Source organism: Caulobacter sp. GW821-FHT09B11 (assembly GCF_059418205.1).
On the sequence record NZ_JBWKPK010000017.1, the window covers coordinates 42,197 to 67,146 of the forward strand.

The following is a 24,950-nucleotide window of genomic DNA, read 5'->3' on the forward strand; positions in this document are numbered from 1 at the left end:
GACTGACGCCCGATACCAACACAACAAACTGCCGGCCGAGTTATTCGGGAACCTGTCGCTCCTTCCAACGGAGCGTCGTTCCCATGGGTCCGCACACCACCACCATCCGTCCCGCGCGCCGCGCTCCCTCGCCCGCCGCCGCCGACTGGAACCGGCCGCAGGTGTCGGTGGTCATCTGCACCCTCGACGAACACGAGGCCATCGGCGGCGTGCTGGAAGCGCTGAGCGCCGACCTTGTCGACGTCTTCCATGAGATCATCGTCGTCGACGATTCCGCCGACGACCGCACCGCCCGGGCCGTGCTGGACGTGGCCCTGCGCCGCCCGGCCATCCGCCTGCTCAAGCGCGAGGGCGTCGGGGGCCTGGCCTCGGCCGCCATCGCCGGCTGGGACGCCGCCCGCGGCCAGACCCTGGCGGTGATGGACGGCGACGGACAGCACGATCCGCGCCTGATCGCCGCCATGCTGCTGAAGATGCTGCAGGAAAAGCCCGACCTCGTGGTCGCCAGCCGCTATCTCGACGGCGCGGGCTCGGGCCTGTCGGGCGCCCGCCACGCGCTGAGCCGCGGCGGGGTGAACCTGGCCGGCATGCTGCTGGGCCTGCGCCTGGCCGACCCGATGAGCGGCTGCTTCCTGATGAGCCGCAACTGGTACGAGGCCGTGCGGCCGCGCCTGTCGGGCATCGGCTTCAAGATCCTGGTCGACGTGGCCGCCTCGGGCTCGCGCCGTCCGTCCGTCGCCCAGATCCCCACCGCCCTGCTGCCGCGCGCCGGCGGCGAGTCCAAGCTCGACCTGCGGGTGGCCTTCGACCTGATCGGCCTGCTGGCCGAGAAGCGCACCAACGGCGTGCTGTCGGCGCGGCTCTTCCAGTTCCTGGCGGTCGGGGCCAGCGGCCTCGTCGTCCACCTGGGCGTGCTGGGCGCGACGCAGGCCGCGGACATGGCCTTCTGGAGCGGCCAGACCCTGGCCATACTCGTGGCCATGACCTGGAACTTCGGGCTCAACAACGTCCTGACCTTCCGCGACAAGCGCCTGCACGGCGCGGCCCTGTGGCGCGGCCTGCTCAGCTTCTACGCCGCCTGCCTGGGCGGGGCGCTGATCAACGACCTGGCCGGTGCGGGCCTCAACGCCATCGGCGCGTCCTGGGCGCTGGCCGGGGCCGGCGGGGCGGTGCTGGGCGCGCTGTGGAACTATCACGCCTCGCGTCGGGTCACCTGGCGCGACGTTCCCGAAAGCCCCGAGGCCGAAGCCCGGAACGCTTCACCCCTGGCCGGGGAGAGCCGCGCCTGACCGCTTCGCCCGCCCCCTGCCGCCGCGCCTGGATCCTGGCCGGCGGCCTGCTGCTCGCCGCCGCCTTCGCGATCCGCGCCTGGCAGTTCGGCAATCCGCTGATCCATGTCGACGAGAACTTCTACCTGCTGGTTGGCGACCGCATGCTGCACGGGGCCCTGCCCTATGTGGAAATCTGGGACCGCAAGCCGGTCGGCCTGTTTACTCTATACGCCGCCATCCGCCTGCTCGGCGGCGACGGGATCGTGCAGTACCAGGTGGTCGCCACCCTGTTCGCGGCGGGAACCGCCCTGCTGATCGCCCGCCTCGCCGCCCCGGCGGCCGGGATCGTCGCGGCGACGGCGGCGGGCCTGGTCTACCTGCTGATGCTGCCGCTGGCCGGCGGCTGGGGCGGCCAGGCGCCGGTGTTCTACAACCTGCTGGTCGCCGGCGCGGCCCTGGCGGCCTATCGGGCGCTGAACGCCGACCCGCGCAGGATCCGCCAGCTCGGCTGCCTGGCCATGCTGCTGATCGGCCTTGGCCTGCAGCTGAAATACACCGTGGTGTTCGAGGGCTTCGCCTTCGGCGTGCTGCTGCTGGGCGTCTCGTGGCGGGCCTCACGCTCATGGACCCGCCTGGCGGCCGACGCCGCGCTATGGATCGCCCTGGCCCTGGCCCCGACCCTGCTGGCCCTGGCGTTCTACGCCTGGCGAGGCGAGGCCCAGGCCTTCGTCTACGCCAACTTCCTGTCGATCGGCGCCCGGGCCGAGGCCAGCGACGCCGAACTGGCCCCGCGCCTGCTCAAGGCCGCCCGCCTGCTGGTCCCGCCGCTCCTGGCGGTCGGCCTCGCCGCCTGGATCGGCGGCTGGCGCACGCGCCCCGGCGGCCGGACGGCCTTCGGCTTCGCGATCGGCTGGCTGGCGGCGGCGCTGGGCGGCTACCTGATCTTCGGCACCTATTTCGATCACTATGCCCTGCCGCTGCTGGCGCCGCTTGCCGTGGCCATGGCCCCGCTGTTCGCCACCCGTCGGCGCCGCCTGGGCCTGGCGATCGCCGCGGCCTTCATCGCCCTGGGCGTCACGGCCGACGGCGTCGCCTTCTTGAAGGGCAAGGCCAAGCGCGGCGACGCGCACGAGATGAGCGAACTGCTGGCCGCCATCCGGCCGGGCCTGTCGCAAGGCCTGTGGGTCTGGAACGGCGACAGCATCCTCTATCACCTGACCGGCGCGCCGCTGCCCTCGCGCTGGCCGTTCGCCGGCCACCTGAACCTGCTGCGCGAGCACGGCGCCGTCGGCATGGACCAGGAAACCGAGGTGCGCCGCATCCTGGCGACCCGGCCCGGCGTGATCGTCGACCGCACGCCCCGCGCCAAGGACTTCAACTTCGCCGTCGTGAGGATCGTCGACGCGGAGCTGGCGCTGCACTACCGGCCGGTGAAGACGGTGAAGCTCAGCAAGTCGTGTCTGGTGGTGTATCGGCGCAAACCCTCCCCCTGAAGGGCTGGGGCCGCTATCGAATTGATAGATGCCTTCCTGGGCCTTGTGCCCAGGATCCATGCCGGCGGCAGGCTATGATTTCGAAGTCCTGGCGGAGCCGAAAGTCCGAGGCCGCACGCCAAACTCAAAGAAAGCTGAACGATGGATCCTGGGCACAAGGCCCAGGAAGGCAGATCTTTAGGGACGAGACCTGCTTCCAATTCAGTATGCGCCCTCTCCCACAGGGAGAGGGCCTGAAAGACTTACTCCGCGATCCCGTTCAGTCGCTTGGCCGCCAGCACGGTGTTGGCCAGCAGGCAGGCGATCGTCATCGGCCCGACGCCGCCCGGCACCGGCGTGATCGCCGAGGCTACTTCCTTGACCTCGTCAAAGGCCACGTCGCCCACCAGGCGGGTCTTGCCGTCATCCTTGGGGATGCGGTTGATGCCGACGTCGATGACCACGGCGCCGGGCTTGATCCAGTCGGCCTTGACCATCTGCGGGCGGCCGACGGCGGCCACGACGATGTCGGCTTCGCGGACGACGGTCGGCAGGTCCCTGGTGCGCGAGTGGGCGATGGTGACGGTGCAGTCGGCGGCCAGCAGCAGCTGGGCCATCGGCTTGCCCATCAGGTTCGAACGGCCGACGACCACGGCGCGCTTGCCCGACAGCTCGCCCAGCTGGTCGCGCAGCAGCATCATGCAGCCGGTCGGGGTGCAGGGCGTCAGGGCGGGCAGGCCGCTGGCCAGGCGCCCGGCGTTGGCCACGGTCAGGCCGTCGACGTCCTTGTCGGGCGAGATGGCGGCGACCACGGCGGCCTGGCTGATGTGGTCGGGCACCGGGAACTGCACCAGCACGCCGTGCACGGCCGGGTCGGAGTTGAGCCGCTCGACCAGGGCCAGCAGCTCGGCCTGCGAGGTCTCGGCCGGCAGGCGGTGGGTTTCGGAATGCATGCCCGCTTCCAGGGTCTGCTCGCCCTTGCTGCGCACATAGACCTGGCTGGCCGGGTCCTCGCCCACCAGCACCACGGCCAGGCCGGGGGTCAGCCCGTGCTCGGCCTTCAGGGTCGCGACGTCGGCGGCGATGGTCTCGCGCAGGCGGGCGGCGAAGGCCTTCCCGTCGATGATGGCGGCTTGGGTCATTTGGGGGCGCTCCTGTGCGCGCTCCCTATCGTCTCGACCGCTGGCGTGCAACCCGGCGGCTCTTTGCGCGAAGGCTCTGGCCTGGACGTCATCCATTCGTGCTAGAGCCAGAACAATGGAATCCGCTCCTGCGTCGCGCGCCGACGTCGTCCTGGTGGGCGGCGGACTGGCCAACAGCCTGATCGCCCTGCGCCTCAAGGCGCTGCGGCCGGGCCTGCGCGTGCTGCTGCTCGAGCGCGGCGCGACCATCGGCGGCCAGCACACCTGGTGCCACTTCGAGACCGACGTCGACGCGGCCATCGGCGGCTGGCTGCGGCCGCTGATCGCCCATCGCTGGAATGGCTACGAGGTGCGCTTTCCCGCCCATAGCCGCCGCCTGACCACGCCCTATCTCGCCATCACCTCCAGGCGCCTGCACGAGGTGGTCACGCGCGCCCTCGGCCCCGACGCCTGGACCGGCATCGCCGTGGTCGACGTCAATCCGCATCAGGTGACGCTGGCCGACGGCCGCCGCATCGTCGCCGGGGCGGTGATCGACGGGCGCGGCGCGCGGCGCAGCAAGCGCCTGGCCCTGGGCTGGCAGAAGTTCGTCGGCCAGGACCTGCGCCTTTCCGCGCCCCACGGCCTGACCGCCCCGATCATCATGGACGCCACGGTGCCGCAGACCGACGGCTACCGCTTCGTCTACGTCCTGCCGCTCGACGCCCGCCGGCTGCTGGTCGAGGACACCCGCTACAGCGACGGCCCGGCGCTGGACCGCATCGCCCTGTCCGAGGCCATCGCCGACTACGCCAAGGCCCAGGGCTGGAGCATCGAGGCGGTCGAGCGCGAGGAGCATGGCGTCCTGCCCATCGCCCTGGGCGGCGACATCGACGCCTATTGGGCGGAAGCCCGGCCGCAGGTGGCCGAGGTCGGCCTGCGCGCGGCCCTCTTCCAGCCGACCACCGGCTATTCCCTGCCCGACGCCGCGCGACTGGCCGACAAGATCGCCGCCCTGCCCCGCATCACCAGCGCCAGCGTCCGCGCCTGCGTCGAAAACCAGTCCAAGACCGCCTGGCGCAAGCGCCGCTTCCTGCGCCTCTTGAACCGCATGCTGTTCCGCGCCTGCGCGCCCGAAGAGCGCTATCGGGTGCTGGAGCGCTTCTACCGGCTATCGGCGCCGCTGATTCAGCGCTTCTATGCCGCGAGACTGACCTGGCGCGATCAGGCGCGGATTCTGATCGGCAAGCCGCCGGTGCCGATCCCGGCCGCCATGAAGTGCATCCGCGAAAGTTCCGTGTTCGGAGGACAAGACGCATGAACGCCCACGCCTCGCTCCCGCCCCGTCCGAAGGCGGCCTTGATCGGCGCCGGCTTCGGCGGCCTGTCCCTGGCGGTGCGCCTCCAGTCGCAGGGCTTCGACGTCACCCTGTTCGAGGGCCGCGAGAAGCCCGGCGGCCGGGCCTATGTCTGGGAGCAGGAAGGCTTCACCTTCGACGCCGGCCCCACCGTCGTCACCGACCCCGACTGCCTCAAGGAGCTGTTCGAGCTCTCCGGCAAGCGGATCGAGGACTATGTCGAGCTGCTGCCGGTCGATCCGTTCTATCGCCTGCTGTGGGAAGACGGCGACGTCTTCGACTACGTCAACGACCAGGAAGGCCTCGATCGCCAGATCGCCGCCCGCAACCCGGCCGACGTCGAGGGCTATCGCCGCTTCCACGACTATTCGGAAGAGCTGTACCAGAAGGGCTATGTCGAGCTGGGCGCCGTGCCGTTCCTCGACTTCGGCTCGATGATCGCCGCCGCCCCATCGCTGATGAAGCTGCAGGCCTGGCGCAGCGTCTACGACAAGGTCGCCGGCTTCGTGAAGGACGAGCACGTCCGCCAGGCCCTTTCGTTCCACAGCCTGCTGGTCGGCGGCAGCCCCTTCGCCACCTCGTCGATCTACGCCCTGATCCACGCGCTGGAGCGTCGCGGCGGCGTCTGGTTCCCGCGCGGCGGCACCCACGCCCTGATCCGGGCTCTCGCCCAGCTGTTCCAGGACCTCGGCGGCAAGCTGCACCTGTCGCGGCCGGTCGAGCGCATCGCCGTGCGCGAAGGCCGCGTCACCGGCGTGATCACCAAGGAAGGCTTCGAGGCCTTCGACACCGTCGCCTCCAACGCCGACGTCATGCACACCTACCGCCACCTGCTGCGCGAGGACCCGCGCGGCAAGAAGGTCGGCAAAGCGCTGGAAGCCAAGCGCTGGAGCCCGTCGCTGTTCGTGGTCTATTTCGGCCTCAAGACCCAGCACCCCGAGATCCGCCACCACACCATCTGCTTCGGCAACCGCTATCGCGAGCTGATCGGCGAGATCTACGGCAAGAACGCCCTGGCCGAGGACTTCTCGCTCTACCTGCACCACCCGACCGCCAGCGACCCGGCCATGGCCCCGGAAGGCTGCTCGACCTTCTACGCCCTGTCGCCCGTGCCCAACCTGCAGACCGCCGACATCGACTGGTCGGTCGAGGGGCCCAAGTACCGCGACCGCATCCTGGCCTATCTGGAAAAGCACTACATTCCGGGGCTTTCGGCGGATCTGGTGACCAGCCGCTTCATCACGCCGGACGATTTCGTCAAGGACCTCAACGCCTGGAAGGGCGCGGCCTTTTCGCTGGAGCCGATCCTGACCCAGAGCGCCTTCTTCCGCACCCACAACCGCGACGACGTGATCCCCAACCTCTATTTCGTCGGCGCCGGCACCCATCCGGGCGCGGGCATCCCCGGCGTGGTCGGCAGCGCCAAGGCCACGGCTGGCCTGATGATCGACGACTTCGCCACCCTGGCCCCGGCCGCCGAATGAGCGCGCTCGAAGCCCAGGACATCGAGGCCCAGAGCCGCGAGGCGATCCAGAAGGGCAGCAAGAGCTTCGCCGCCGCCGCGGCCCTGTTCGACGCCGAAACCCGCGCCGACGCCGAGATGCTCTACGCCTGGTGCCGGCACTGCGACGACGTCATCGACGGCCAGACCCTGGGCCACGGCATGAGCCCGGTGGCCGACGCTCCGGCGCGGCTGCAGGCCCTCTACGCCCAGACCCGCGCCGCCTTGGCCGGCCAGACGCCGACCGATCCGGTGTTCGCCGCCTTCCAGGCCGTGGCCCTGGGGCGCGGCATCCCCGAACGCTACGCGCTGGACCTGATCGACGGCTTCGCCATGGACGTCGAGGGCCGCAGCTACGAGACGCTGGAAGACCTGCTGGCCTATTGCTGGGGCGTGGCCGGCGTGGTCGGCGCGATGATGGCCATCGTCATGGGCGTGCCGGCCGACGACCTGCCGACGCTGCGCCGCGCCCAGGACCTGGGCCTGGGCTTCCAGCTGACCAACATCGCCCGCGACATCGTCGAGGACGCCCGCAACGACCGGGTCTATGTGCCCCGCGCCTGGCTGGCCGAGCTGGGCCTGCCGGTGGAGCAACTGACCGACCCGGCCCGCCGGGACGACGTCGCCGCCCTCGCCCGCCGTCTGGTGGACGCAGCGGAGCCCTACTACGCCTCCGCCCGCTGGGGCCTGCGCGACCTGCCCGTCCGCTCGGCCTGGGCCATCGCCGCCGCGCGCGGCGTCTACCGCCAGATCGGCCTCGACGTGGTCGCCGCCGGCGGCGCGGCCTGGGACGAGCGCGTGGTCGTCAGTGGACGGATGAAGGCCTGGCGAGCGCTGGAGGGCGGCGTCGTGGCGCTGCGCTCGGCCACGCTGGACCGGCTGGGCGCCCCGCCGCAGCGGCCGGCGATGTGGTCGAAGATCTAGGCAGCTCTCCACGCCCCCTTTTCCTACTTCCCGTCATTCCCGCCCTTGTGGCGGCAAACCCTCTGTCAGCCGCAAGGGCAGCAGGGGCGGACTGCCGAGCAGTCCGCAGGCGCCTCACGTGCGAACGGACCCAGGGTTTCCCGCCACAAGGGCGGGAATGACGGGAGAATGAGGGGAGTAGAAAAGGCCACAGCAGCGCGAAGAGATCCCCCTACCGCTCCAGCTCCCGATCCGGGAACGCCAGCTTGGCCGCCAGGGCCACGAACAGCACCCAGCGGAAGTCGTTGTAGGCCACCGCGATGCTCTCGGTCAGGGCCACCAGGCTGTAGACGACGAGGAACGGGAAGGCGAGCAAGGCCCCCCGGTCGCGGAACACTGCCAGCAGCGCCAGGGCCATGGTCTGGATGTAGAACAGCCCCCAGGCGGCCAGGCCGAACAGGCCCATGCCCAGCCACTGCTCCAGCCAGGAATTGTGCGCGTGCTGGGCCTGGAAGCCGGCGTTCTTGCTGATCCAGGCGAACGGCCCCCAACCGCTCTTGTCGCCCCAGACGGCATGATAGCCGTAGCCCAGCCAGGGCCGGTCCTGGATCTCGACCATGGCCGCGCTCCAGATCTTGGTGCGGCCGGTCAGGGTGGCGTCCTTGCCCAGGATGGCGAAGAACACGTCCGAGGCCAGCAGCAGGAAGGCCGCCAGCAAGACGACGCCGGTCACCGCCGTCCAGGTCGCCGCCGCCCCCGCCGCCGGCCCGCGCCGGGCGATCAGCACGAAGCCCAGGGCCGCCACGCCCAGCATCAGCGACACCAGCGAGGTCTTGGAGGTCGACATCAGCACCAGCCCCACGGCCAGGGCCGCGAAGCCCCACCAGAGCTTGGCCCGCGGCGGGTTCAGCAGGGCGGCCGCCGACAGGATGCAGAAGCCGAAGGCCATCATCCCGCCCAGGCCGTTCTTCTCGCGCCACAGGCCGCGCCAGGCGCCGGGGAAGAGCTCGGTCATCACCCCGATGCGCGGCACGGCGATGCAGACGACGTAGGAGGCGACGATCAGCACCGCGAAGGTCGCGGCCATCACCTCGGCCAGCTCCCGCCAGCGGAAACGTCCGGCCAGGGCGACGCCGCACAGGGTGGTGCAGGTCACGGCGAAGGCCCGGCGGGTGGTGACGTCGGGGGCGATCGACCACAGCACCGACAGGCAGACGATGCCGATCAGGGCGAACAGGAACGGCTGGCGCGCCGCCGCCCGCAGGCTATTGCGCGGATCCAGGGCGATCAGGGCGAAACCGGCGGCGTAGGCGGGCAGATAGGCCACGCGCAGGATGGCCGAGCCGGCCTCGTCGGCGTTCTCGCCCACCAGCGGCAGCTCCCAGCCGCCGCTGAACAGCAGCAGCAGCAGCACCGAGCCGACGAAGATGGCGATCTGGGGAAAGAGGAGCCTCGGCGGCGCGACGCTGACCGGCCCGCCGTAGGACGAAGTCACGGCAGTATGGCCCGCAGGAAGCTCGGCGGGGTCACCGAGGCCTGGTTGAAGAACACCCCGGCGCAGCGGCCGCCCGCCGAGGCCAGGGCGTCGCGCAGCAGGCCGGGCGGCCGCACGTCGGCCTCCTGGGCGCTGACGACGAGCACGGTCTGGTCCATGTGCTGGGCGATGGTCAGGGCCGCCTGCGAGCGGTCGGCCGACGGGCAGTCGACGACGATGATCTCGGCGTGGCGGCGCAAGCCCGCCCAGTATTCGACGCCGGGCAGGATGTGGGCCTTCTGGCGGCCGCGCAGGGCCTCGCGCTTGAAGCGGGTCACCCAGAAGCGCGGCCCGCCGACGCTGTGGGCGGCCACGTACTTGGCGTCCGGCCACACCCCGCCGTCGGGCTTCGGCGCCGGCGGCTGCACGGTGAAGAACATCGAGCCGTCGGGGCTGGCGGCCGCGCCCGAGCCCAGCGGACCGTAGCGCTCCGGATCGGCGGCGATGGCCTGGTATTGCGGCGAGGTGGCCAGATCCAGGTCGATCAGCCAGGTGCGGCGGCCAGCGCGCTTGGCGGCGAAGCGGGCGAACTCGCGGGCGGCCGTCGAGGTCCCCTCGCCCCGCCTGGCCGAGACGAACTGGACGACGTGCGCACGGCCAGCCGCAGGGGCGCCGAGCGACCCCCACAGTTCAGCCATCTCGACGTTCAAGTCCACCATTCGTCCGAATCGCCGCGCGTTGAAGACCGTAGAAACTAATGCCTAACCATGTTCGCGCGAAAGGCGACCAAATCGCCCATGCCCCATGGGATCGAACATTCAAGCCGAGTGCGTGGTCCTCGTCCTTCGACGAGCTCAGGATGAGGACCATTTCCCAGGCTCGCTCAGTAAAAAAACCTCATCCTGAGCCTGTCGAAGGACGAGGTTTTCGTCTCAGAAGTCGAATGACGAACGCTCAAGCCGCTCGCTTGACGCCGGCCGTGGCCAGCACCGGCAGGCCCAGGGTGCGCGAGGCCGAGGCCGGGGTCTGAAGACCCGGGCGCAGCAGCATCCGCACCAGGCCCGCGCAGGCGGCGGTGAAGGCGGCGAACAGGATGGCCAGCACCAGCACCGGCTTCTTCAGGCTCTTGCCCTCCGACGGCGCCACCGCGCGCTGGACGATACGGATGTTGTCGCTGCTCTCGGCCGACATCTGCCGCTGGGCCTCGTCCTGCTGTTCCTTGACCGTGAAGTCGCGGACGTTGGACGACAGCACGTCGCGGTCGCGGGTCAGCTGGTTGAACTCCGGCTCCAGCTGCGCCAGGCGCAGCAGGCGCTGGTTCACTTCCTGGACCTGAAGGGCGTAGGCGCCCTGCGACTGCTTCAGGGCCGCGACCTCGGCGGTCAGGTCGTTGCGGGTCGAGGCCAGGGTCTGCCAGATCGGGTTGGGGCCGCTGCGACGCGCGCCTTCGCCGTTGGTGCGGCCGCTGGCCACGCCCTGCTCCAGCTGGGCGATCTGGGCGTCGATGTCGCGCACGGGCTGGGCGGTCGGCAGGTAGCGCGACAGCAGGCCCTCGCGATCGAGCTTCAGCTGGGCCAGCTTGGTCGAGGCCGACATGTCCTGGTCGCGATAGAGCACGGCTTCCGAAGGCGTGCGCGACAGCTCCGACTGCACCGAGGCCAGGCGGCCCTCGCGATCCTGGAGCTGGGCCTCGATCGAGTACTTCTGGGCCTCGACCTGGGCCTGAAGCTGGGTCAGGGCCGTCTTCTGGGCGGTGAAGTCGCCGATGTCGTTGCTTTGCAGGAAGGCCTGGTAGGCCGTGTCGGTCTCGGCCAGGCGTTGCTGGAAGCTGTCGCGCTGGCGCGACAGCACCTTGTCGTCGTCGTTGATCAGCAGGCTGCGGCGATAGATCAGGTACTCTTCCAGCAGGGTGTTGAGCACCTTCTCGGCCGTCTCGGGATCCTGGTGCTGGTAGGCCAGCCGGATGATCGAGTTGTCGGGCGCGGTCTCGATCTTCAGGCTGCGGCCGACGCTGTCGCGCCCCTGGGCGATCATCTTGCGCTTCTGCTCGGGATTGGCCGCGGCGTACTTGGCGGCGGCGTCCGGGAACACGGTGGCGAAACCCACCTTGCGGATCACCCGCTCGCGCAGCTCGCCGCTGCCCAGGATCTCGCTTTCCGACTGGATCACCTGGTCGACGTCGGGCACCGCGCCGCGGGCGGCGTCGCCGGCGCGCGGCTCGTAGACGTATTCCTGGCCCAGGCGCACGAACAGGCTGGAGCTGGCGGTGTAGGTCTTCTTCAGGGTGAAGGCGAAGGCCGCCCCCAGGAACAGGATCACCAGGAACACGCCGAGCATCAGCCAGCGCTCACGCCACAGCAGCGTGATGAAGTCCGTCGGCGCATAGCGGGCCCGGGCCGCCCAGTCGCGTCGCGACGGCGGGTCGTGCGGCACGCTGGTCCAGGCGCTCGTCGACATGCGAATCCAATGGGTCCAATCTTCAATCGAACCCTGGGGCTTCCGGGCTTAAGGTTTGGTTACCTATGTTTGGTAAGAACCGTCGCATGGATCGGCGCATCGCTCTCTCCACCGCCTTGGCCCTGACGCTCGCGAGCGGCGGCCTATCGGCTTGCGGCCACATCGACGGCGAGCCGATCACGCCCGCCGCGCGTCCCACCGGCCAATTTCCCAATATCGGTTACGCCGATTGGAGCGAGGCCGAGCCCGCCTACCGGTTCTATCCGGGCGACGAGATCGAGGTGAGCGTACCTTCGGCCACGGAGCTTAATAAGTCGGCCGTGATTCAGCCGGACGGCCGCGTCGCTTTGCCGCTGGTCGGTCCGGTCATGGCCGCCGACCGCACGATCGAGGAACTGGAGACCTCGCTGACCCAGGCCTATGGCCGTCAGCTGCTGCGTCCGCAGGTGCAGGTTTCGGTCAAGAGCACGGCGCCGCTCAAGGTGTTCGTCGGCGGCGAGGTCGGCAATCCCGGCGTCTACGACATGGCCGGCGACGGCGACGCCCTGCGGGCCGTCATCCAGGCCGGCGGCTTCAAGAGCTCGTCCAAGCGCAGCCAGGTGATCATCATCCGGCGGGGCCCCGACGGCCGGGCCATGATGCGTACGGCCAACCTGTTGCAGGGCCTGACCGATCCGCGCGGCGTGGACCTGGTGCCGCTTCGCCGCTTCGACATCGTCTACGTGCCCCGGAGCGGTGCGTCCGAGGCAGGTCTCTTCATGCAGCAGTATCTGCGCGACCTGCTGCCGATCAGCTTCAGCTACGCGATCAACGGCTTCAGCAACTAATCTAGAAAATCACGGCCGGATCCAGAGGCGTCCGGCCCGAGAGGTAGAACGGCTGAACCGTGGTTCAGCCGTGAGCCAGCCATTCGCGCGCCTGGCGTTGAGCTTCGGCGACTTCTTCGCTGGCCATCTCCTGCGACAGCTCCTTGCGATAGACCTTGGCCTCGACCGAACCGCGCATGGCGGCCAGGTTGAACAGCATGTGCGCCGAGACGTAGTCCAGCGGAGCGCCGCCCTGGCCGGTCGAATACAGCATGCCCATGCGGAACAGTTCGTCGCCGGTCGACTCGGCGCTCGGCAGCGGCAGGCCCACAACGGCGGCGGGCGGTTCGATGCTCATCATCATGACTTCAATTCCCCAGTCCTCCCGAGCTCACCCCAGTGGTTCAGCTCGGCCATGAACACAGAGAAAACCTCGCTCACTGAACATATAGTTAAGCGCGCAGAGATCATGAATCGAGGCGCGAATACACGCCTCGTTCATTGAAGTTACGCCTGATAAACTCCGGTATATGGTTGGTTAACGCGCCCGCTGGCCAAACAGAACACTGCGGGCCTGTTCCGCAGCTTTTCCAGACGCTTGCAGGCCTCCGGCGCGAAGCTCCGCCCCCAGCTTGAAGCCGCGCTGCACGGCCTCGCGCTCGCCGACCCGGTCGAACCAGGCCTTCAAATCCGGAAATTCCTCGATCTGGATGCCCTGATTTTTCCACGGCACGACCCACGGCCAGATCGCGAAGTCGGCGATGGACAATTGGCCGCAGACGAAATCCCTCCCCGCCAGCTGCTTGTTGAGCACGCCGTACAGGCGGTGGGTCTCGTTGGTGTAGCGGATCGCGCCATAGGCCAGCTGCCGCTGGTCGGCGATGATGGCCGGGGCGTACTGGCGGAAATGGTGGGTCTGGCCGGCCATCGGGCCAAGGCCGCCCATCTGCCACATCACCCACTGGTCGATGCCGACCCGCTCGCGTTCGCTGTCACCGTAGAACTGGCCGGTCTTGCGGCCCAGGTACTGCAGGATCGCTCCGGACTCGAAGATCGAGATCGGCTGGCCGTCGGGTCCCTGCGGATCGACGATGGCCGGCATGCGGTTGTTGGGGCTGATGGCCAGGAACTGCGGCTTGAACTGCTCGCCCGTGCCGATGTTCACCGGGATCATCTCGTAGGGCAGCCCCATCTCCTCCAGGGCGATCGAGATCTTCCAGCCGTTCGGCGTGGGCCAATAGTGCAGCTCGATGGGGCTGGTCATGCGCGTCTCCCGAGAACCTCTGTTCTTGCGCGCCAACATGGCCATGCGCGCGCGCGACGCCAAGACGCATCCTGACATGACCGTTCAGCGAGGGTTCAGGCGGCGGAGCTCATCGTGGTCATCAAGGTCGAGGGACTTGGCCGCCGCAAGGCGACCGCTGACCACAAGGAGACGTCCACATGAAACGTCTGTTGCTCACCATCGCCGCCGTGGCCTCGGTCGCCGGTCCGATGGCCGCCATGGCCACCGACGCCTCGGCGCAGGGTCGCGGCGACTGGGACCGTCGTGACGACCGCGGCGACCGCCGCGACGATCGTCGGGACGGCCGCTGGGATCGCCGGGACGACCGCCGCGATGACCGCCGCGACGATCGCCGCGAAAGCCGCTGGGATCGCCGGGACGATCGACGTGACGACCGTCGCGACAACCGCGGCTGGGACGACCGTCGCTACAACGGCTACTACTACCAGAACCGCTGGAACTACGGCGCGCCGCCGGCCCACTATTACGGCCGTCCGGACTATCGCCCCGGCTACAACGCCTGGCGCCGCGGCGGCTACCTGCCGCCCTACTATCGCGGCGGCGGCTACGTGGTTCACGACTACGGCCGCTACCACCTGCGTCACCCGCCGCGCGGCTACTACTGGTACCGCACCGGCAACGACTACGTGCTGGCGGCCATCGCCACCGGCCTGATCTTCGAGATCATCAACAACTAGATCGCCGGTATCTGAGATCTATTGCGGCGCCCCGGGAACTCCACCTGGGGCGCCGTTTTTGCGCCATGCTCGCCGCGCGCGCGTCATGGATGCGGCCGCAAAGCCCGATTGCGGGGTCATTTCGGCCGCAGGCCGCCCCCAGCGTTCGCCCTGCGTCACAGTCCGACGCCGCAGCCACGAAGGCGCTTACCGATGAAGAGCTTGCGCATTACCGCCGCCGTCCTCGCCCTCGCCGCCGCCGGTTACGCCGGATCGGCCCTCGCCCAGCAGGCCCCGGCCGATCCATCGGCCCAGACCCCGCCCTCGACCGGCGCCGGCGCCTGGGGCTCGTCGACCACGACGACCACCGATCCGTCGGCCTCGACCACCGCCCCCTCCACCGACAGCACGACGCCGCAGGCCGACAGCGCCACGGGCGCGGCTTCGCCCAGCTCGGCCACCGCGTCGGGCGACACCTCGACCACCACCGCCCCGGCGGCCGAGGACGCGGCCAAGCCCGCCAAGAAGGCCAAGAAGCACAAGAAGTCGGCCGACGACGCGGCCGCCTCCTCGTCCGCGACGCCGCAGGACCCGTCCACGCCTCAATAGAGCGCGCCTGTTCGAGTCCCCAAGAGAGAAGGGCCCGCCGCTTTCGCGACGGGCCCTTTCGTTTTCGATCCTGCGTCCTTCGAGGCTCGCCTTTCGGCTCGCACCTCAGGATGAGGAAATCAGTGCAATGCGTCCCTCATCCTGAGGCGCCCGCGCAGCGGGCCTCGAAGGACGCACCGAGCCTCAGAGACCCAGCTTGGCCTTCAGCAGGTCGTTGACCGTGCCCGGATTGGCCTTGCCGCCGGTGGCCTTCATCACCTGTCCGACGAACCAGCCGATGGCCTGGGGCTTTTCCTTCACCGCCGCGGCCTTCTCGGGGTTGGCGCCGATCAGCTCGTCGATCGCCGCCTCGATGGCGCCGGTGTCGTTGATCTGCACCAGGCCGCGCTTCTCGACGATCTCGGCCGGACGGCCCTCGCCGGCCCACATGTGCTCGAAGACCTCCTTGGCGATCTTGGAGCTGATGGTGCCGTTCTCGATCAGCTCGACCAGCTGGGCGATGTCCGAGGCCGGCAGCGGCGAGGCGGCGATCTCGTGGCCGCCCGACGACAGCTTCGACAGCAGCTCGTTGGTCACCCAGTTCGACACCAGCTTGGCGTCGCGGCCCTTGGCGGCCGCCTCGAAGTAGTCGGCGCGGTCGCTCTCGATGATCAGCACGCCGGCGTCGTAGGCCGACAGGCCGTACTGGCTCTGCAGGCGGGCCTTCTTGGCGTCCGGCAGTTCCGGCAGGGTCTCTTCGATCGACTTCACCCAGGCCGGGTCCAGCACCAGCGGCAGCAGGTCAGGATCGGGGAAGTAGCGATAGTCGTGCGCCTCTTCCTTCGACCGCATCGAGCGGGTCTCGCCCTTGGTCGGGTCGAACAGGCGGGTCTCCTGATCGATCGAGCCCCCCTCTTCGAGAATCTCAATTTGCCGACGGGCCTCGTACTCGATGGCCTGCTGGATGTAGCGGTAGGAGTTGACGTTCTTGATCTCGCAGCGCGTGCCCAGGTGCTTGAAGCTCCCGGTCTCGCGGAACTTCTCGTAGTCGCCCGGACGGCAGACCGAGACGTTGACGTCGGCGCGCAGGTTGCCCTTCTCCATGTCGCCGTCGCAGGTGCCCAGATAGACCAGGATCGTGCGCAGCTTCTTGACGTAGGCGGCCGCCTCTTCCGAGGTGCGCATGTCGGGCTTGGAGACGATCTCCATCAGCGCCGTGCCCGCGCGGTTCAGGTCCACATAGGTGGCGTTCGGATCCTGGTCGTGCAGCGACTTGCCGGCGTCCTGCTCCAGGTGCAGGCGCTCGATGCGCACGTCGAAGGTCGTGCCGTCGTCGCGCTCGACCACCACCACGCCCTCGCCGACGATCGGCTGGTCGAACTGGCTGATCTGGTAGCCCTGCGGCAGGTCGGGATAGAAGTAGTTCTTGCGGTCGAAGCGGCTCTTCAGATTGATCTGCGCCTTCAGGCCCAGGCCGGTCTTCACCGCCTGCTCGACGCAGAAGCCGTTCAGCACCGGCAGCATGCCCGGCATGGCCGCGTCGACGAGGCTGACCTGCTCGTTGGGACCGGCGCCGAAGCCGACGGCCGCGCCCGAGAACAGCTTGGACTTGCTGGCCACCTGGGCGTGGACCTCGAGGCCCAGCACGATTTCCCAGTCGCCGGTGCGACCCTTGATGGTCTTGGAAGCAGCTTCGGTCATGTCTCTTGTCCTCCCTCCGTCGCCGGAAGGCCGGTTAGTGCGGACGGCGAAGCAGGCCTCGCCGTTTCAGGGGTTCCTCATGCACCGTGGGGGTTGGTGAGCGCAAGGCTGGCGGGGTGGTTTGTTGAGGAGGGAGAGGGCATTCATCAAGGTGTTGCCAAGAACCAATCGCTCAACCCGCGACGACAATGATACGCTGTCGCCGACTACTTCGGTGGCGCTCAGGCGTCTAGCTGCTTACCCGTATGCGCCACGTACGGATATCGACATCTGGGCAAGAGCATCGGTTGCGATCCGTGCGGCGGCGGATTTCCGCGGCTCCACCCCGTCCGCTTTCAAATATTGTCGCCTTCAGACGCATCCATCTTGTGATGCTGGAGCCAAAACCTGACGATGCTGAGCTTCAAGCCCACGAATGCGACGCATCGCTTTTAGCTTGGCTTCGTCGTCACCTACTTGGGCTTCCTTACGTGCGATCGACAGCTTCAGGTGCGAGCGCTTTGGCAGCCGCACACCATCGGGCGTCACCACGACACCGGTAATGACACCAACGCCCGAGAACCGCCGCTCCTTCTTGTTATTCAAGCGCAATCCGACCTTGTGGACCTCCTGCTTGATCTTCCAGACAAGCGCCTCAGGAACGCGCGCGCCGGAAATGGTAACATCGTCCATATAAACGGTTAGCCGGCAGCCAGCTTCTTCTGCCAACTTCGCCACTTTGAGCCACATGTCCTCGTGCGCGAGATAGGCCATGATCGGGCTAAGGGGGCTCCCCGTTGGCAGGCGCCCGTTGATGGTCGCCAAGGACGCGAGGGTCCAAGCGGTGTCCCGCGGCATCAATAGTCGCTTGCTGAAGTACCAATACACCCGGTTCCAAGTGGTGGACGGAAAGTAAGCCTTTACGTCCAAGGTCACGAACTCTTTCGAACCTAGATGTGCCCTTGCATTCGAAATGTATGACCGTCCTTTGACAGGACAACTCAGGAAGGCCGGAGGAGCAACAAGCGAAAGGATAGTCGCGAGTCTAGATTGCAGACGCTTTAAGCGTGGCTTGGGATTCTCAATATGTCGGGTTCCGCCGCTGGGCTTATCCTCGTCCCACTCCGAGTACGCAGCACTTCCAGCCTTGGCCAAACGCTTCAGCTGCGCGACCTCGATCTTTAGGAGACTGGCCAAACGCTTATGGTGACCCAGCTTATGAAGCGGAGACTGTTTTATCGGATGCGTTCGGGGCAAGGTCGCCATCAGGGTCCTCCCCGGACTGAGCGTCGATGAAATCCAAGATCGCCAGAACCTTCTTTGAAACGAAAGATCGGGCGCGTTCAGAAGGCTTGCGTGCGTCAATCTGCTCCGAAAAGAAGAGGATTGATGAGAGTGGTATGTCCAACACAAGCGCGTAGCTCTGGAGCAAATTTAAGGTCGGTTCTTTCTTTCCACCCTCAATCGCAGAAATCCAAGATTTCGCAACACCAAGCCTCTGAGCCATTTCAGTCTGCGTTAAGCCTTTAAAGCGTCGCAGAAGTCTCAGAGCATTACTAATCATTTTTTCTCCATTAAAGTAACAAGACTGGGTGGCGTTGGACTACCTGTCAAACAGCCGGACTATCTCGACGGCCAACCGACCGAGAAGAATCACCGTCCGGGCTGTCTGGATGTTGAATAGATGGCTGAGCCACTTCTTCTTCATCCGGGACATCCGCTGCCCCTGCCGTTGGTCATCTTCAGGACCTAACAACATGGTAGGTTCTCCCTCATCGCAGACCTGCACAATGCAAGCCTGTCTCGCCTTTGATGCGGGAGTGGAGAACGGCAGTTTACCCAGCTTGCACCTGGCGCGCCCGGTCGCCGGGGCGCGCCGATCTCGCGGGACCGATGGAGACGCCAGGAGGCGATCCACGTGCCCTTGAGCGACGAGAGGCCTGCAGCCTCCCACGAACCACGTTGCCGTGGTCCAGAGTATGGCGAACCCTCCGCCTGTTGATGACGATGACAGATTTAGGCCGCGTGCTCTGATTGTCAACCTCGTTCTCCATTGGAGAACTATATTTTCTCTGACTTCGTCATCCTATTGGGTAATTTTCGCGCCGTTACCGCAGCGGCAATAGTCCACGATCCACTGGCTTGCAGGGGAACTGGCCATATGCCACCGAGGGGTGCTCAGCGATCCCGTAGAGCTCCTGCACCCGCACCTCAACGCGCGGGCCGTTTCGGCGCCGTATTCTCATGGCGAAGCCCAAGCCGGTCGGAGCCGTGAAGCGCCGAGGCTTATTCCACCGCCCCCTTCCAGCGCCTCGCCCGCGCTCGCTCCGAGGTGGAAGCCGGCGCCAAGCTGACTGTCGCGATTGGACACTTTGTCCACGACACCTGAACGGACAAAGTTGATAGACACGCCCACCTCAGAAAAGCGCTACGCGGCATTTTTCAAAAATCTTGGTGGAGTGAAGTCGTGGACTGGGAAAACTGGTTTCCTATCGTTTTCTTCCCACTCAAGATCATCGTGCTGGGCGTCGGCATGTTCTTCTCGATCAAGTGGCATCATGATCAAGCCAAGAAGGACAAGCAGAAAGAAGCCGATCGCCGCGCCGCCATGGGCGGCGCTCCGGACGCCGGCGTGAAAACGACGCTGACCGCCGATCAGGCGCAATAGCGCAGGCGTTCACCTGGGCCGGCGCCGCCGGCCGCCCCTCACGTCCCCCGAGGCTTGGCCCGCGTCGTCGGCGCGGCGCTGGCCGGATCATCCGGCCACACGTGCCGGGGATAGCGCCCTTTCATCTCGACCTTCACTTCGCGCCAGGAGCCCTTCCAGAAGCCCGGCAGGTCCTTGGTGATCTGGATCGGGCGGTGGGCGGGCGACAGCAGGGCCAGGGTCAGGGGGACCTTGCCGTGGGCGACGGCCGGATGCTCGGCGACGCCATACAGCTCCTGCACCCGCACCTCGACGCGCGGGCCGCCTTCCGCGCCATAGTCGATGGCGAAGCTGGAGCCGGTCGGGGCGGTGAAGCGCGCCGGGGCCTGGGCCTCGATCTTGCCCTGCATGTCCCACGGGATCAGCGTCTTGATCGCCGCTTCCAGCGTGCCCTCGTCGAGGCTGGCCAGGGACGAGCGGCCGGCCAGCAGCGGCTCCAGCCATTCGTCCAGCCGCGCGACCAGCGCCTCCTCCGACAGGTCGGGCCAAGACTCGCCATCGTGCGCCCGCAGGAAGGCGACGCGGTCGAGCAGTCCCCTGCCCCGCTCGCCCAGCTTCAGGGCGGCCAGCCCATCGGCCCGCACCTGGTCGGCCAGGGCCCCGGCGATCAGGGCCGGGTCGGGCCTGTCGATGATCTTCTCGTCGACCACCAGCTTGCCCAGGCGCAGCAGGCGCTTGGCGCGCAGCTTGCCGCCGCCGCTGGTCTCCAGCCGGTCCTCGGCGACCAGGCGGTCGGCAAAGGCGGCGCGCAAGGCCTCCTCGTCCAGCGGCGCGGCCAGCAGGATGCGGTCGCGGGCCTCGCCGCCGCCCAGCTCGCCCACCGCCAGCCAGGTCTCGCGGGCCAGGGCGTCGGTCGGCTCCAGATAGACGCCGCGGCCGCTGGCCAGCTGGTATTCGCCCGGCTTGCCGCGCGCCCGGGCCACCCGCTCCGGATAGGCCTCGGCCAGCAGCAAAGCGTCGTCCAGGGGCTCTGCGCCGCTGGGCCGGCCGGCCTGCCGCGACCAGCGCTCGGCCAGGGCCCGGGCGTCGCGCGCCCGAGGCGTGCGGTCGCGGCCGAAGCCCTCCAGCCGCTGGCGCAGGTCGACGCTGCGCCCGCCCAGCCCCTGCTCGCTGAGCACGGCGGCGATCTCAGCGGCGCGGTGCGCTTGTCCGGAAGCGGCGGCGCGGGCGACCATGTGGGCCAGACGCGGGGCCAGCGGCATGTTCGACAGCGCCTTGCCGTGCGCCGTCAGCCCGCCGGCCGCGTCCAGCGCCTGCAGGCGGGTCAGCAGCGACCGCGCCTCGCCGAACGCCGCGCGCGGCGGCGGATCGAGGAACGCGAGCCCCTCGGCGTCCTTGGCGCCCCAGCGGGCCAGGTCCAAAGCGAGGCGCGACAGGTCGGCCTCCAGGATCTCCGGCCGGGCGAAGGGCGTCAGGGCGCGGGTCTCCGGCTCGTCCCACAGGCGGTAGCAGACGCCCGGCTCGGTGCGGCCGGCGCGGCCCCGGCGCTGGTCGGCGGCGGCGCGGGCCACGCGCACGGTCTCCAGCCGGGTCAGGCCGCTGGACGGATCGAAGCGCGGCACGCGCGAGAGGCCCGCGTCGATCACCACCCGCACGCCCTCGATGGTCAGGCTGGTCTCGGCGATCGAGGTGGCCAGCACCACCTTGCGGCGGCCGGCCGGGACAGGCTGCACGGCGCGGTCCTGCTCGGCCGGATCCAGCGCGCCATAGAGCGGCGCCAGATCCACGTCCGGACGACGCAGGCGCTCGGCCAGCCAGCTCTCGGCCCGGCGGATCTCGCCCTGGCCCGGCAGGAAGACCAGCACGCTGCCGGTCTCCTCGGCCAGGGCCCGCTCGACCGCGCGGCCGACCCGCTCCTCCAGACGCAAGCGATCATCGCGACCCATATAGCGGGTCTCGACCGGGAACATCCGCCCCTGGCTCTCGACCACCGGCGCGTCGCCCAGCAGGGCCGACACGCGGGCGCCGTCCAGCGTCGCCGACATCACCAGGATCTTCAGGTCGTCGCGCAACAGGCCTTGAGAGTCGCGCGCCAGGGCCAGGCCCAGGTCGGCGTCCAGGCTGCGCTCGTGGAACTCGTCGAAGATCACGCAGGCCACGCCGTCCAGCCCCGGATCGTCGAGAATCATCCGCGTGAAGACGCCTTCGGTGACCACCTCCACGCGCGTCTTGGCCGACACCTTCGACTGCAGGCGCACGCGGAAGCCCACCGTCTCGCCGACGGCCTCGCCCAGGGTCTGGGCCATGCGCGCGGCGGCGGCGCGGGCGGCCAGGCGGCGCGGCTCCAGCATGACGATCTTGCCGTCGCCGACCCAGGATTCTCCCAGCAGCGCCAAGGGAACGGCCGTGGTCTTGCCCGCGCCTGGCGGGGCGACGAGAACGGCGGTCTCGCGATCGCTCAGGGCGCCTTTGAGCGCGGGAATGGCCTGAAAAATGGGCAGCATCGCGCCGGCTTTAGCTGGGCTGGGGATCAACGCCAAGCAGGACTGGACTAGCCTGCCCACGGGAGAACATTTACGCGCTTCGGCGGCGCGGCCTTGACCCCATGCTCATAAACGGGTCACCGTCCGCAAAATTTTCTAAAGGCGACCCCCGGGGGGGAGTCTTGCCTATCCAGGAGGAACTATGTGGCGCGTAAAATCGCTTGATGCGATCCTAGCGACGGCTGAGAAAAAATCCCTTCATCGCTCGCTCGGACCGATCCAGCTGACGCTGCTGGGGGTAGGCGCGATCATCGGCACCGGGATCTTCGTTCTGACCGCTGCGGCCGCCCAGAAGGCGGGCCCCGGGATGATCTGGAGCTTCGTGATCGCCGGCGCCGTCTGCGCCATCGCCGCGCTCTGCTACTCCGAACTGGCCTCGATGGTCCCGGTCTCGGGCTCGGCCTACACCTATTCCTACGCCGTGATGGGCGAGCCGCTGGCCTGGATGGTCGGCTGGGCGCTGATCCTGGAATACGCCGTCGCCGCCAGCGCCGTGTCGGCCGGCTGGTCCGGCTACTTCCTCGGCCTCATAGAGAACGCGCTGGGCTTCCAGTGGCCAGCCCTGCTTAGAGCCGGTCCGGCCTGGTCGATGCACGGCTTCATCCCCGTCGCCGACTTCAGCGCCGGCATCGTCAACATCCCGGCCATCGTCGTGGCCCTGGCCGTGACCGCCCTGCTGGTCATCGGCACCACGGAAAGCGCCCGCGTCAACGCCGTGCTCGTGGCCATCAAGGTCACCGCCCTGACCGCCTTCATCGTGCTGACCATCCCGGCCATCAAGAGCGGCAACTTCTCGCCCTTCGCTCCCAACGGCTGGTTCGGCCCCGAAGGCACCAGCGGCATGGGCATCGTCGGCGCCGCCGCCTCGATCTTCTTCGCCTATGTGGGCTTCGACGCTGTTTCAACGGCCGCCGAAGAGACCAAGAACCCGCAGCGCAACGTCCCGATCGGCCTGATCGGCAGCCTGGCGCTCTGCACCGTGTTCTACCTGCTGGTGGCCTCCGGCGCGATCGGCGCCATCGGCGCCCAGCCGGTGCTCGGCGCCGACGGTTCGGCCATCCAGCCCGGCTCGGCCGCCTTCCAGGCCGCCTGCTCGCTGGCCGCCAACAAGGACAGCCTGGTCTGCTCGAACGAAGCCCTCGCCCACGTGCTGCGCGAAATCAACTGGCCCGTCGTCGGCAACCTGCTGGGCCTGGCCGCCAACCTGGCCCTGCCCTCGGTCATCCTGATGATGATCTACGGCCAGACCCGCATCTTCTTCGTCATGGCCCGCGACGGCCTGCTGCCGGAGAAGCTCGCGGCCATCCACCCGAAGTTCAAGACGCCGCACATCGTGACCATGGTCACCGGCGTGTTCGTGGCCATCGCGGCCGCGTTCTTCCCGGTCGGCCAGTTGGCCGACATCTCCAACTCCGGCACCCTGTTCGCCTTCTTCATGGTGGCGATCGCGGTGATGGTGCTGCGGGTGAAGGATCCCAAGCGCCACCGTCCGTTCAAGACGCCGGCGGTCTGGATCGTCGCCCCGCTGGCCATGGTCGGCTGCGCGGCCCTCTACTTCAACCTGCCGCTCGAAGCGATGCTGGTGCTGCCGATCTGGGGCGCGCTGGGCCTGGTGATCTACCTGGCCTACGGCATCCGCAAGAGCCACCTGGGCCGCGGCCTGACCGACGTTCCGGAACTGGCCCCCGAGGCGCCGGGCACCTCGGTTCCGCCGATGCCGGGCGCTCCGGCCCCGGGTTCGCCCGAGGAACGGTCTTGATCTGCCGACAGTAGTCTCTAGTTCAGACGGGCGGGATCTTCGGGTCCCGCCCGTTTTCGTTTGGAGCCCGCCCCGTGACCAACCCGTCGCCGATCAGCGCCGTCATCGCCCCGGTCACGCCGCTGCAGCAGAACTGCACGATCGTCTGGTGCTCCAAGACCAGGAAGGCCGCCGTCATCGATCCGGGCGGCGAGGTCGACCGCCTGCTGCGCGCCCTGGCCGACCAAGGCCTGACCCTGGAAAAGATCTGGATCACCCACGGCCACATGGACCACGCCGGCGGCGCGGCCGAGCTGAAGGTCCGCACCGGCGTCCCGATCGAGGGGCCGCACAAGGACGACCAGTTCTGGATCGATCGCATCCAGGAAAGCGGCGAGATGTACGGCGTGCCCGAGGCCCGCATCTTCGTGCCGGACCGCTGGCTGGAGGACGGCGACGTCGTCACCCTGGGCGAGACCCAGTTCGAGGTCCTGCACTGCCCGGGCCACACGCCGGGCCACGTGGTGTTCTTCCACCGTGAGACGAAGTTCGCCCAGGTCGGCGACGTGCTGTTCCAGGGCTCGATCGGCCGCACCGACTTTCCGCGCGGCAACCACCAGGACCTGATCGACGCCATCACCGGCAAGCTGTGGCCGCTGGGCGACGACGTGCGCTTCGTGCCGGGCCACGGCCCGATGTCGAGCTTCGGCGCCGAGCGCCGCAGCAATCCGTTCGTCGGCGATCGCGCGGTCGCCGCCATGAAGGGCCCCGGCTACACGGCTCCGGTGAACCGCTCGCCGGGGTAGCTGCGTGGTCCTCGTCCTTCGACAAGCTCAGGATGAGGACCAATCTGGCGACCGTGCAGTAGAAACCTCACCCTGAGCTTGTCGAAGGACGAGGTTTCGCCTGAACCCTACCGCTGCGGCGGCGGTCCCATGCGGAACTCGTCGCCGGTCAGCTTGCCGTCGTGATTGTTGTCGGCCTTGGCGAACTGGGCGCGGCTGGCGGCCAGGGCCTCGTCCTTGCTGATCTTGCCGTCCTGGTCGGCGTCCTGCGCGGCGAGCTGGGCCAGCATCCGCGCGCCGAAGCCCGCGGGAGGGCCGCCGGCCGGACCGCCGGCCCCGCCTTCGCGTTCCTCGAAGCGCTTCTTGATCGCGTCGATCTCGGCCGCGTCGATCACGCCGTCCTTGTTGGCGTCGTTGCGCTCGAAACGCTGCAGCGCAGAGGCCTCGAATTCGGCGGCGGTGACGACGCCGTCGCCATCGGCGTCGGGGCCACGCCCGGGTCCGCCCTGGCCCGGCTGGGCATGCGCCGCCCCTGCGACCAGCAGGGACAGGCCGAAGACGGCGGTAGCGAGTCGGTTCATGGAAAATGCTCCGTGGCGATTTGACGCTAGGGAGTCACGATCAGGTTGCGCGCCTGTTGCAAGC

Annotated in this window: 22 protein-coding genes and 2 pseudogenes; 12 read left to right on the forward strand and 12 right to left on the reverse strand. The window is 68.4% G+C overall.

Annotated features, from left to right (window positions below; all coding sequences use genetic code 11):
* Positions 1–83 precede the first annotated feature (83 nt).
* Both AC07N1_RS14175 and AC07N1_RS14180 read left to right on the forward strand, forming a co-directional pair.
* On the forward strand, positions 84–1,289 hold the full coding sequence (locus tag AC07N1_RS14175; RefSeq protein WP_494672393.1) for a glycosyltransferase: 1,206 nt from the start codon (positions 84–86) through the stop codon (positions 1,287–1,289).
* A complete protein-coding gene (locus AC07N1_RS14180) occupies positions 1,184–2,764 on the forward strand; it encodes a glycosyltransferase family protein (protein WP_494672394.1) in 1,581 nt (526 codons plus the stop codon). The genes AC07N1_RS14175 and AC07N1_RS14180 overlap by 106 nt, the downstream gene beginning before the upstream one ends.
* Before the next feature lie 242 nt (positions 2,765–3,006).
* Here AC07N1_RS14180 and folD read toward each other — a convergent pair whose 3' ends face one another.
* Positions 3,007–3,885 carry a bifunctional methylenetetrahydrofolate dehydrogenase/methenyltetrahydrofolate cyclohydrolase FolD gene (folD, locus tag AC07N1_RS14185; RefSeq protein ID WP_494672395.1) on the reverse strand — a complete coding sequence of 293 codons (879 nt, stop codon included), beginning with the start codon at positions 3,883–3,885 and terminating at the stop codon, positions 3,007–3,009.
* Between the two features lie 115 nt (positions 3,886–4,000).
* Between folD and crtY the strand changes: the two genes are divergently transcribed.
* Genes crtY through AC07N1_RS14200 form a run of 3 tightly spaced genes read left to right on the forward strand, consistent with a single transcriptional unit; the run spans position 4,001 to position 7,646 of the window.
* A complete protein-coding gene (gene crtY, locus AC07N1_RS14190; RefSeq protein ID WP_494672396.1) occupies positions 4,001–5,185 on the forward strand; it encodes a lycopene beta-cyclase CrtY in 1,185 nt (394 codons plus the stop codon).
* Positions 5,182–6,705: a phytoene desaturase gene (locus AC07N1_RS14195; protein WP_494672397.1), complete on the forward strand. Its 1,524-nt coding sequence runs from the start codon at positions 5,182–5,184 to the stop codon at positions 6,703–6,705. The genes crtY and AC07N1_RS14195 overlap by 4 nt, the downstream gene beginning before the upstream one ends.
* Positions 6,702–7,646, forward strand: coding sequence for a phytoene/squalene synthase family protein (locus tag AC07N1_RS14200; protein ID WP_494672398.1), 945 nt, complete (start codon positions 6,702–6,704; stop codon positions 7,644–7,646). The genes AC07N1_RS14195 and AC07N1_RS14200 overlap by 4 nt, the downstream gene beginning before the upstream one ends.
* Positions 7,647–7,857: 211 nt before the next feature.
* Here AC07N1_RS14200 and AC07N1_RS14205 read toward each other — a convergent pair whose 3' ends face one another.
* From AC07N1_RS14205 to AC07N1_RS14215, 3 genes are all read right to left on the reverse strand, one after another.
* On the reverse strand, positions 7,858–9,120 hold the full coding sequence (locus AC07N1_RS14205) for an O-antigen ligase family protein (RefSeq protein ID WP_494672399.1): 1,263 nt from the start codon (positions 9,118–9,120) through the stop codon (positions 7,858–7,860).
* Entirely contained in the window at positions 9,117–9,818 is a 702-nt protein-coding gene (locus AC07N1_RS14210) for a P-loop NTPase family protein (RefSeq protein ID WP_494672400.1), read from the reverse strand. The genes AC07N1_RS14205 and AC07N1_RS14210 overlap by 4 nt, the downstream gene beginning before the upstream one ends.
* A 235-nt stretch (positions 9,819–10,053) precedes the next feature.
* The gene (locus AC07N1_RS14215; RefSeq protein ID WP_494672401.1) at positions 10,054–11,556 is read right to left on the reverse strand and encodes a GumC family protein; all 1,503 of its coding nucleotides are present in this window, start codon (positions 11,554–11,556) and stop codon (positions 10,054–10,056) included.
* An 86-nt stretch (positions 11,557–11,642) separates the two neighbouring features.
* Here AC07N1_RS14215 and AC07N1_RS14220 point away from each other — a divergent pair, with 86 nt between their 5' ends.
* Complete coding sequence (locus AC07N1_RS14220) at positions 11,643–12,383, forward strand: polysaccharide biosynthesis/export family protein (protein ID WP_494672402.1); 741 nt, start codon at positions 11,643–11,645, stop codon at positions 12,381–12,383.
* A gap of 64 nt (positions 12,384–12,447) precedes the next feature.
* Here the strand turns inward: AC07N1_RS14220 and AC07N1_RS14225 are convergent, their stop codons facing one another.
* Both AC07N1_RS14225 and AC07N1_RS14230 read right to left on the reverse strand, forming a co-directional pair.
* Complete coding sequence (locus AC07N1_RS14225; RefSeq protein ID WP_494672403.1) at positions 12,448–12,726, reverse strand: sel1 repeat family protein; 279 nt, start codon at positions 12,724–12,726, stop codon at positions 12,448–12,450.
* A 174-nt stretch (positions 12,727–12,900) separates the two neighbouring features.
* Positions 12,901–13,626, reverse strand: a complete 726-nt coding sequence (locus AC07N1_RS14230; RefSeq protein ID WP_494672404.1) for a glutathione S-transferase N-terminal domain-containing protein — start codon at positions 13,624–13,626, stop codon at positions 12,901–12,903.
* 179 nt (positions 13,627–13,805) lie between these two features.
* Here AC07N1_RS14230 and AC07N1_RS14235 point away from each other — a divergent pair, with 179 nt between their 5' ends.
* The 3 genes and pseudogenes from AC07N1_RS14235 to AC07N1_RS14245 form a co-directional block, all read left to right on the forward strand.
* On the forward strand, positions 13,806–14,345 hold the full coding sequence (locus AC07N1_RS14235) for an RcnB family protein (RefSeq protein ID WP_494672405.1): 540 nt from the start codon (positions 13,806–13,808) through the stop codon (positions 14,343–14,345).
* 192 nt (positions 14,346–14,537) lie between these two features.
* Entirely contained in the window at positions 14,538–14,933 is a 396-nt protein-coding gene (locus AC07N1_RS14240; protein ID WP_494672406.1) for a proteophosphoglycan 5, read from the forward strand.
* A gap of 69 nt (positions 14,934–15,002) precedes the next feature.
* Positions 15,003–15,151: pseudogene (locus tag AC07N1_RS14245) on the forward strand (hypothetical protein); the annotation flags it as partial.
* On the opposite strand, the gene gatB reads toward AC07N1_RS14245, so the two are convergent.
* The 4 genes and pseudogenes from gatB to AC07N1_RS14265 form a co-directional block, all read right to left on the reverse strand.
* Positions 15,117–16,613, reverse strand: coding sequence for an Asp-tRNA(Asn)/Glu-tRNA(Gln) amidotransferase subunit GatB (gene gatB / locus AC07N1_RS14250; RefSeq protein WP_494672407.1), 1,497 nt, complete (start codon positions 16,611–16,613; stop codon positions 15,117–15,119). The pseudogene AC07N1_RS14245 and the gene gatB overlap by 35 nt on opposite strands.
* A gap of 351 nt (positions 16,614–16,964) precedes the next feature.
* A complete protein-coding gene (locus tag AC07N1_RS14255; protein ID WP_494672408.1) occupies positions 16,965–17,858 on the reverse strand; it encodes a reverse transcriptase family protein in 894 nt (297 codons plus the stop codon).
* Positions 17,809–18,156 carry a helix-turn-helix transcriptional regulator gene (locus AC07N1_RS14260; protein WP_494672409.1) on the reverse strand — a complete coding sequence of 116 codons (348 nt, stop codon included), beginning with the start codon at positions 18,154–18,156 and terminating at the stop codon, positions 17,809–17,811. Before AC07N1_RS14260 ends, AC07N1_RS14255 begins: the two co-directional genes overlap by 50 nt.
* Positions 18,157–18,700: 544 nt before the next feature.
* A pseudogene (locus AC07N1_RS14265) lies at positions 18,701–18,868 on the reverse strand (ATP-dependent helicase C-terminal domain-containing protein); the annotation flags it as partial.
* A gap of 191 nt (positions 18,869–19,059) precedes the next feature.
* Between AC07N1_RS14265 and AC07N1_RS14270 the strand changes: the two are divergent.
* A complete protein-coding gene (locus tag AC07N1_RS14270) occupies positions 19,060–19,260 on the forward strand; it encodes a hypothetical protein (RefSeq protein WP_494672410.1) in 201 nt (66 codons plus the stop codon).
* 38 nt (positions 19,261–19,298) lie between these two features.
* Here the strand turns inward: AC07N1_RS14270 and hrpB are convergent, their stop codons facing one another.
* Entirely contained in the window at positions 19,299–21,743 is a 2,445-nt protein-coding gene (hrpB, locus tag AC07N1_RS14275; protein WP_494672411.1) for an ATP-dependent helicase HrpB, read from the reverse strand.
* A gap of 181 nt (positions 21,744–21,924) precedes the next feature.
* Here hrpB and AC07N1_RS14280 point away from each other — a divergent pair, with 181 nt between their 5' ends.
* The gene (locus AC07N1_RS14280; protein WP_494672412.1) at positions 21,925–23,541 is read left to right on the forward strand and encodes an amino acid permease; all 1,617 of its coding nucleotides are present in this window, start codon (positions 21,925–21,927) and stop codon (positions 23,539–23,541) included.
* A 74-nt stretch (positions 23,542–23,615) separates the two neighbouring features.
* Positions 23,616–24,326 (forward strand): MBL fold metallo-hydrolase, encoded by a 711-nt coding sequence (locus AC07N1_RS14285; protein WP_494672413.1) that lies wholly within the window; start codon positions 23,616–23,618, stop codon positions 24,324–24,326.
* Between the two features lie 107 nt (positions 24,327–24,433).
* Here AC07N1_RS14285 and AC07N1_RS14290 read toward each other — a convergent pair whose 3' ends face one another.
* Complete coding sequence (locus AC07N1_RS14290) at positions 24,434–24,886, reverse strand: EF-hand domain-containing protein (protein ID WP_494672414.1); 453 nt, start codon at positions 24,884–24,886, stop codon at positions 24,434–24,436.
* Between the last annotated feature and the right edge of the window lie 64 nt (positions 24,887–24,950).

What these genes read in the sequence shown, in the direction of transcription:
- AC07N1_RS14235 (WP_494672405.1), top strand. Translation starts at nt 13,806, where the DNA reads ATGAAACGTCTGTTGCTCACCATCGCCGCCGTGGCCTCGGTCGCCGGT.
- AC07N1_RS14220 (WP_494672402.1), top strand. Translation starts at nt 11,643, where the DNA reads ATGGATCGGCGCATCGCTCTCTCCACCGCCTTGGCCCTGACGCTCGCG.
- AC07N1_RS14215 (WP_494672401.1), bottom strand. Translation starts at nt 11,556, where the DNA reads ATGTCGACGAGCGCCTGGACCAGCGTGCCGCACGACCCGCCGTCGCGA.
- AC07N1_RS14175 (WP_494672393.1), top strand. Translation starts at nt 84, where the DNA reads ATGGGTCCGCACACCACCACCATCCGTCCCGCGCGCCGCGCTCCCTCG.
- AC07N1_RS14200 (WP_494672398.1), top strand. Translation starts at nt 6,702, where the DNA reads ATGAGCGCGCTCGAAGCCCAGGACATCGAGGCCCAGAGCCGCGAGGCG.
- AC07N1_RS14230 (WP_494672404.1), bottom strand. Translation starts at nt 13,626, where the DNA reads ATGACCAGCCCCATCGAGCTGCACTATTGGCCCACGCCGAACGGCTGG.
- AC07N1_RS14290 (WP_494672414.1), bottom strand. Translation starts at nt 24,886, where the DNA reads ATGAACCGACTCGCTACCGCCGTCTTCGGCCTGTCCCTGCTGGTCGCA.
- gatB (WP_494672407.1), bottom strand. Translation starts at nt 16,613, where the DNA reads ATGACCGAAGCTGCTTCCAAGACCATCAAGGGTCGCACCGGCGACTGG.
- AC07N1_RS14260 (WP_494672409.1), bottom strand. Translation starts at nt 18,156, where the DNA reads ATGATTAGTAATGCTCTGAGACTTCTGCGACGCTTTAAAGGCTTAACG.
- crtY (WP_494672396.1), top strand. Translation starts at nt 4,001, where the DNA reads ATGGAATCCGCTCCTGCGTCGCGCGCCGACGTCGTCCTGGTGGGCGGC.
- AC07N1_RS14240 (WP_494672406.1), top strand. Translation starts at nt 14,538, where the DNA reads ATGAAGAGCTTGCGCATTACCGCCGCCGTCCTCGCCCTCGCCGCCGCC.
- AC07N1_RS14255 (WP_494672408.1), bottom strand. Translation starts at nt 17,858, where the DNA reads ATGGCGACCTTGCCCCGAACGCATCCGATAAAACAGTCTCCGCTTCAT.
- AC07N1_RS14195 (WP_494672397.1), top strand. Translation starts at nt 5,182, where the DNA reads ATGAACGCCCACGCCTCGCTCCCGCCCCGTCCGAAGGCGGCCTTGATC.
- folD (WP_494672395.1), bottom strand. Translation starts at nt 3,885, where the DNA reads ATGACCCAAGCCGCCATCATCGACGGGAAGGCCTTCGCCGCCCGCCTG.
- AC07N1_RS14280 (WP_494672412.1), top strand. Translation starts at nt 21,925, where the DNA reads ATGTGGCGCGTAAAATCGCTTGATGCGATCCTAGCGACGGCTGAGAAA.
- AC07N1_RS14225 (WP_494672403.1), bottom strand. Translation starts at nt 12,726, where the DNA reads ATGATGATGAGCATCGAACCGCCCGCCGCCGTTGTGGGCCTGCCGCTG.
- hrpB (WP_494672411.1), bottom strand. Translation starts at nt 21,743, where the DNA reads ATGCTGCCCATTTTTCAGGCCATTCCCGCGCTCAAAGGCGCCCTGAGC.
- AC07N1_RS14210 (WP_494672400.1), bottom strand. Translation starts at nt 9,818, where the DNA reads ATGGTGGACTTGAACGTCGAGATGGCTGAACTGTGGGGGTCGCTCGGC.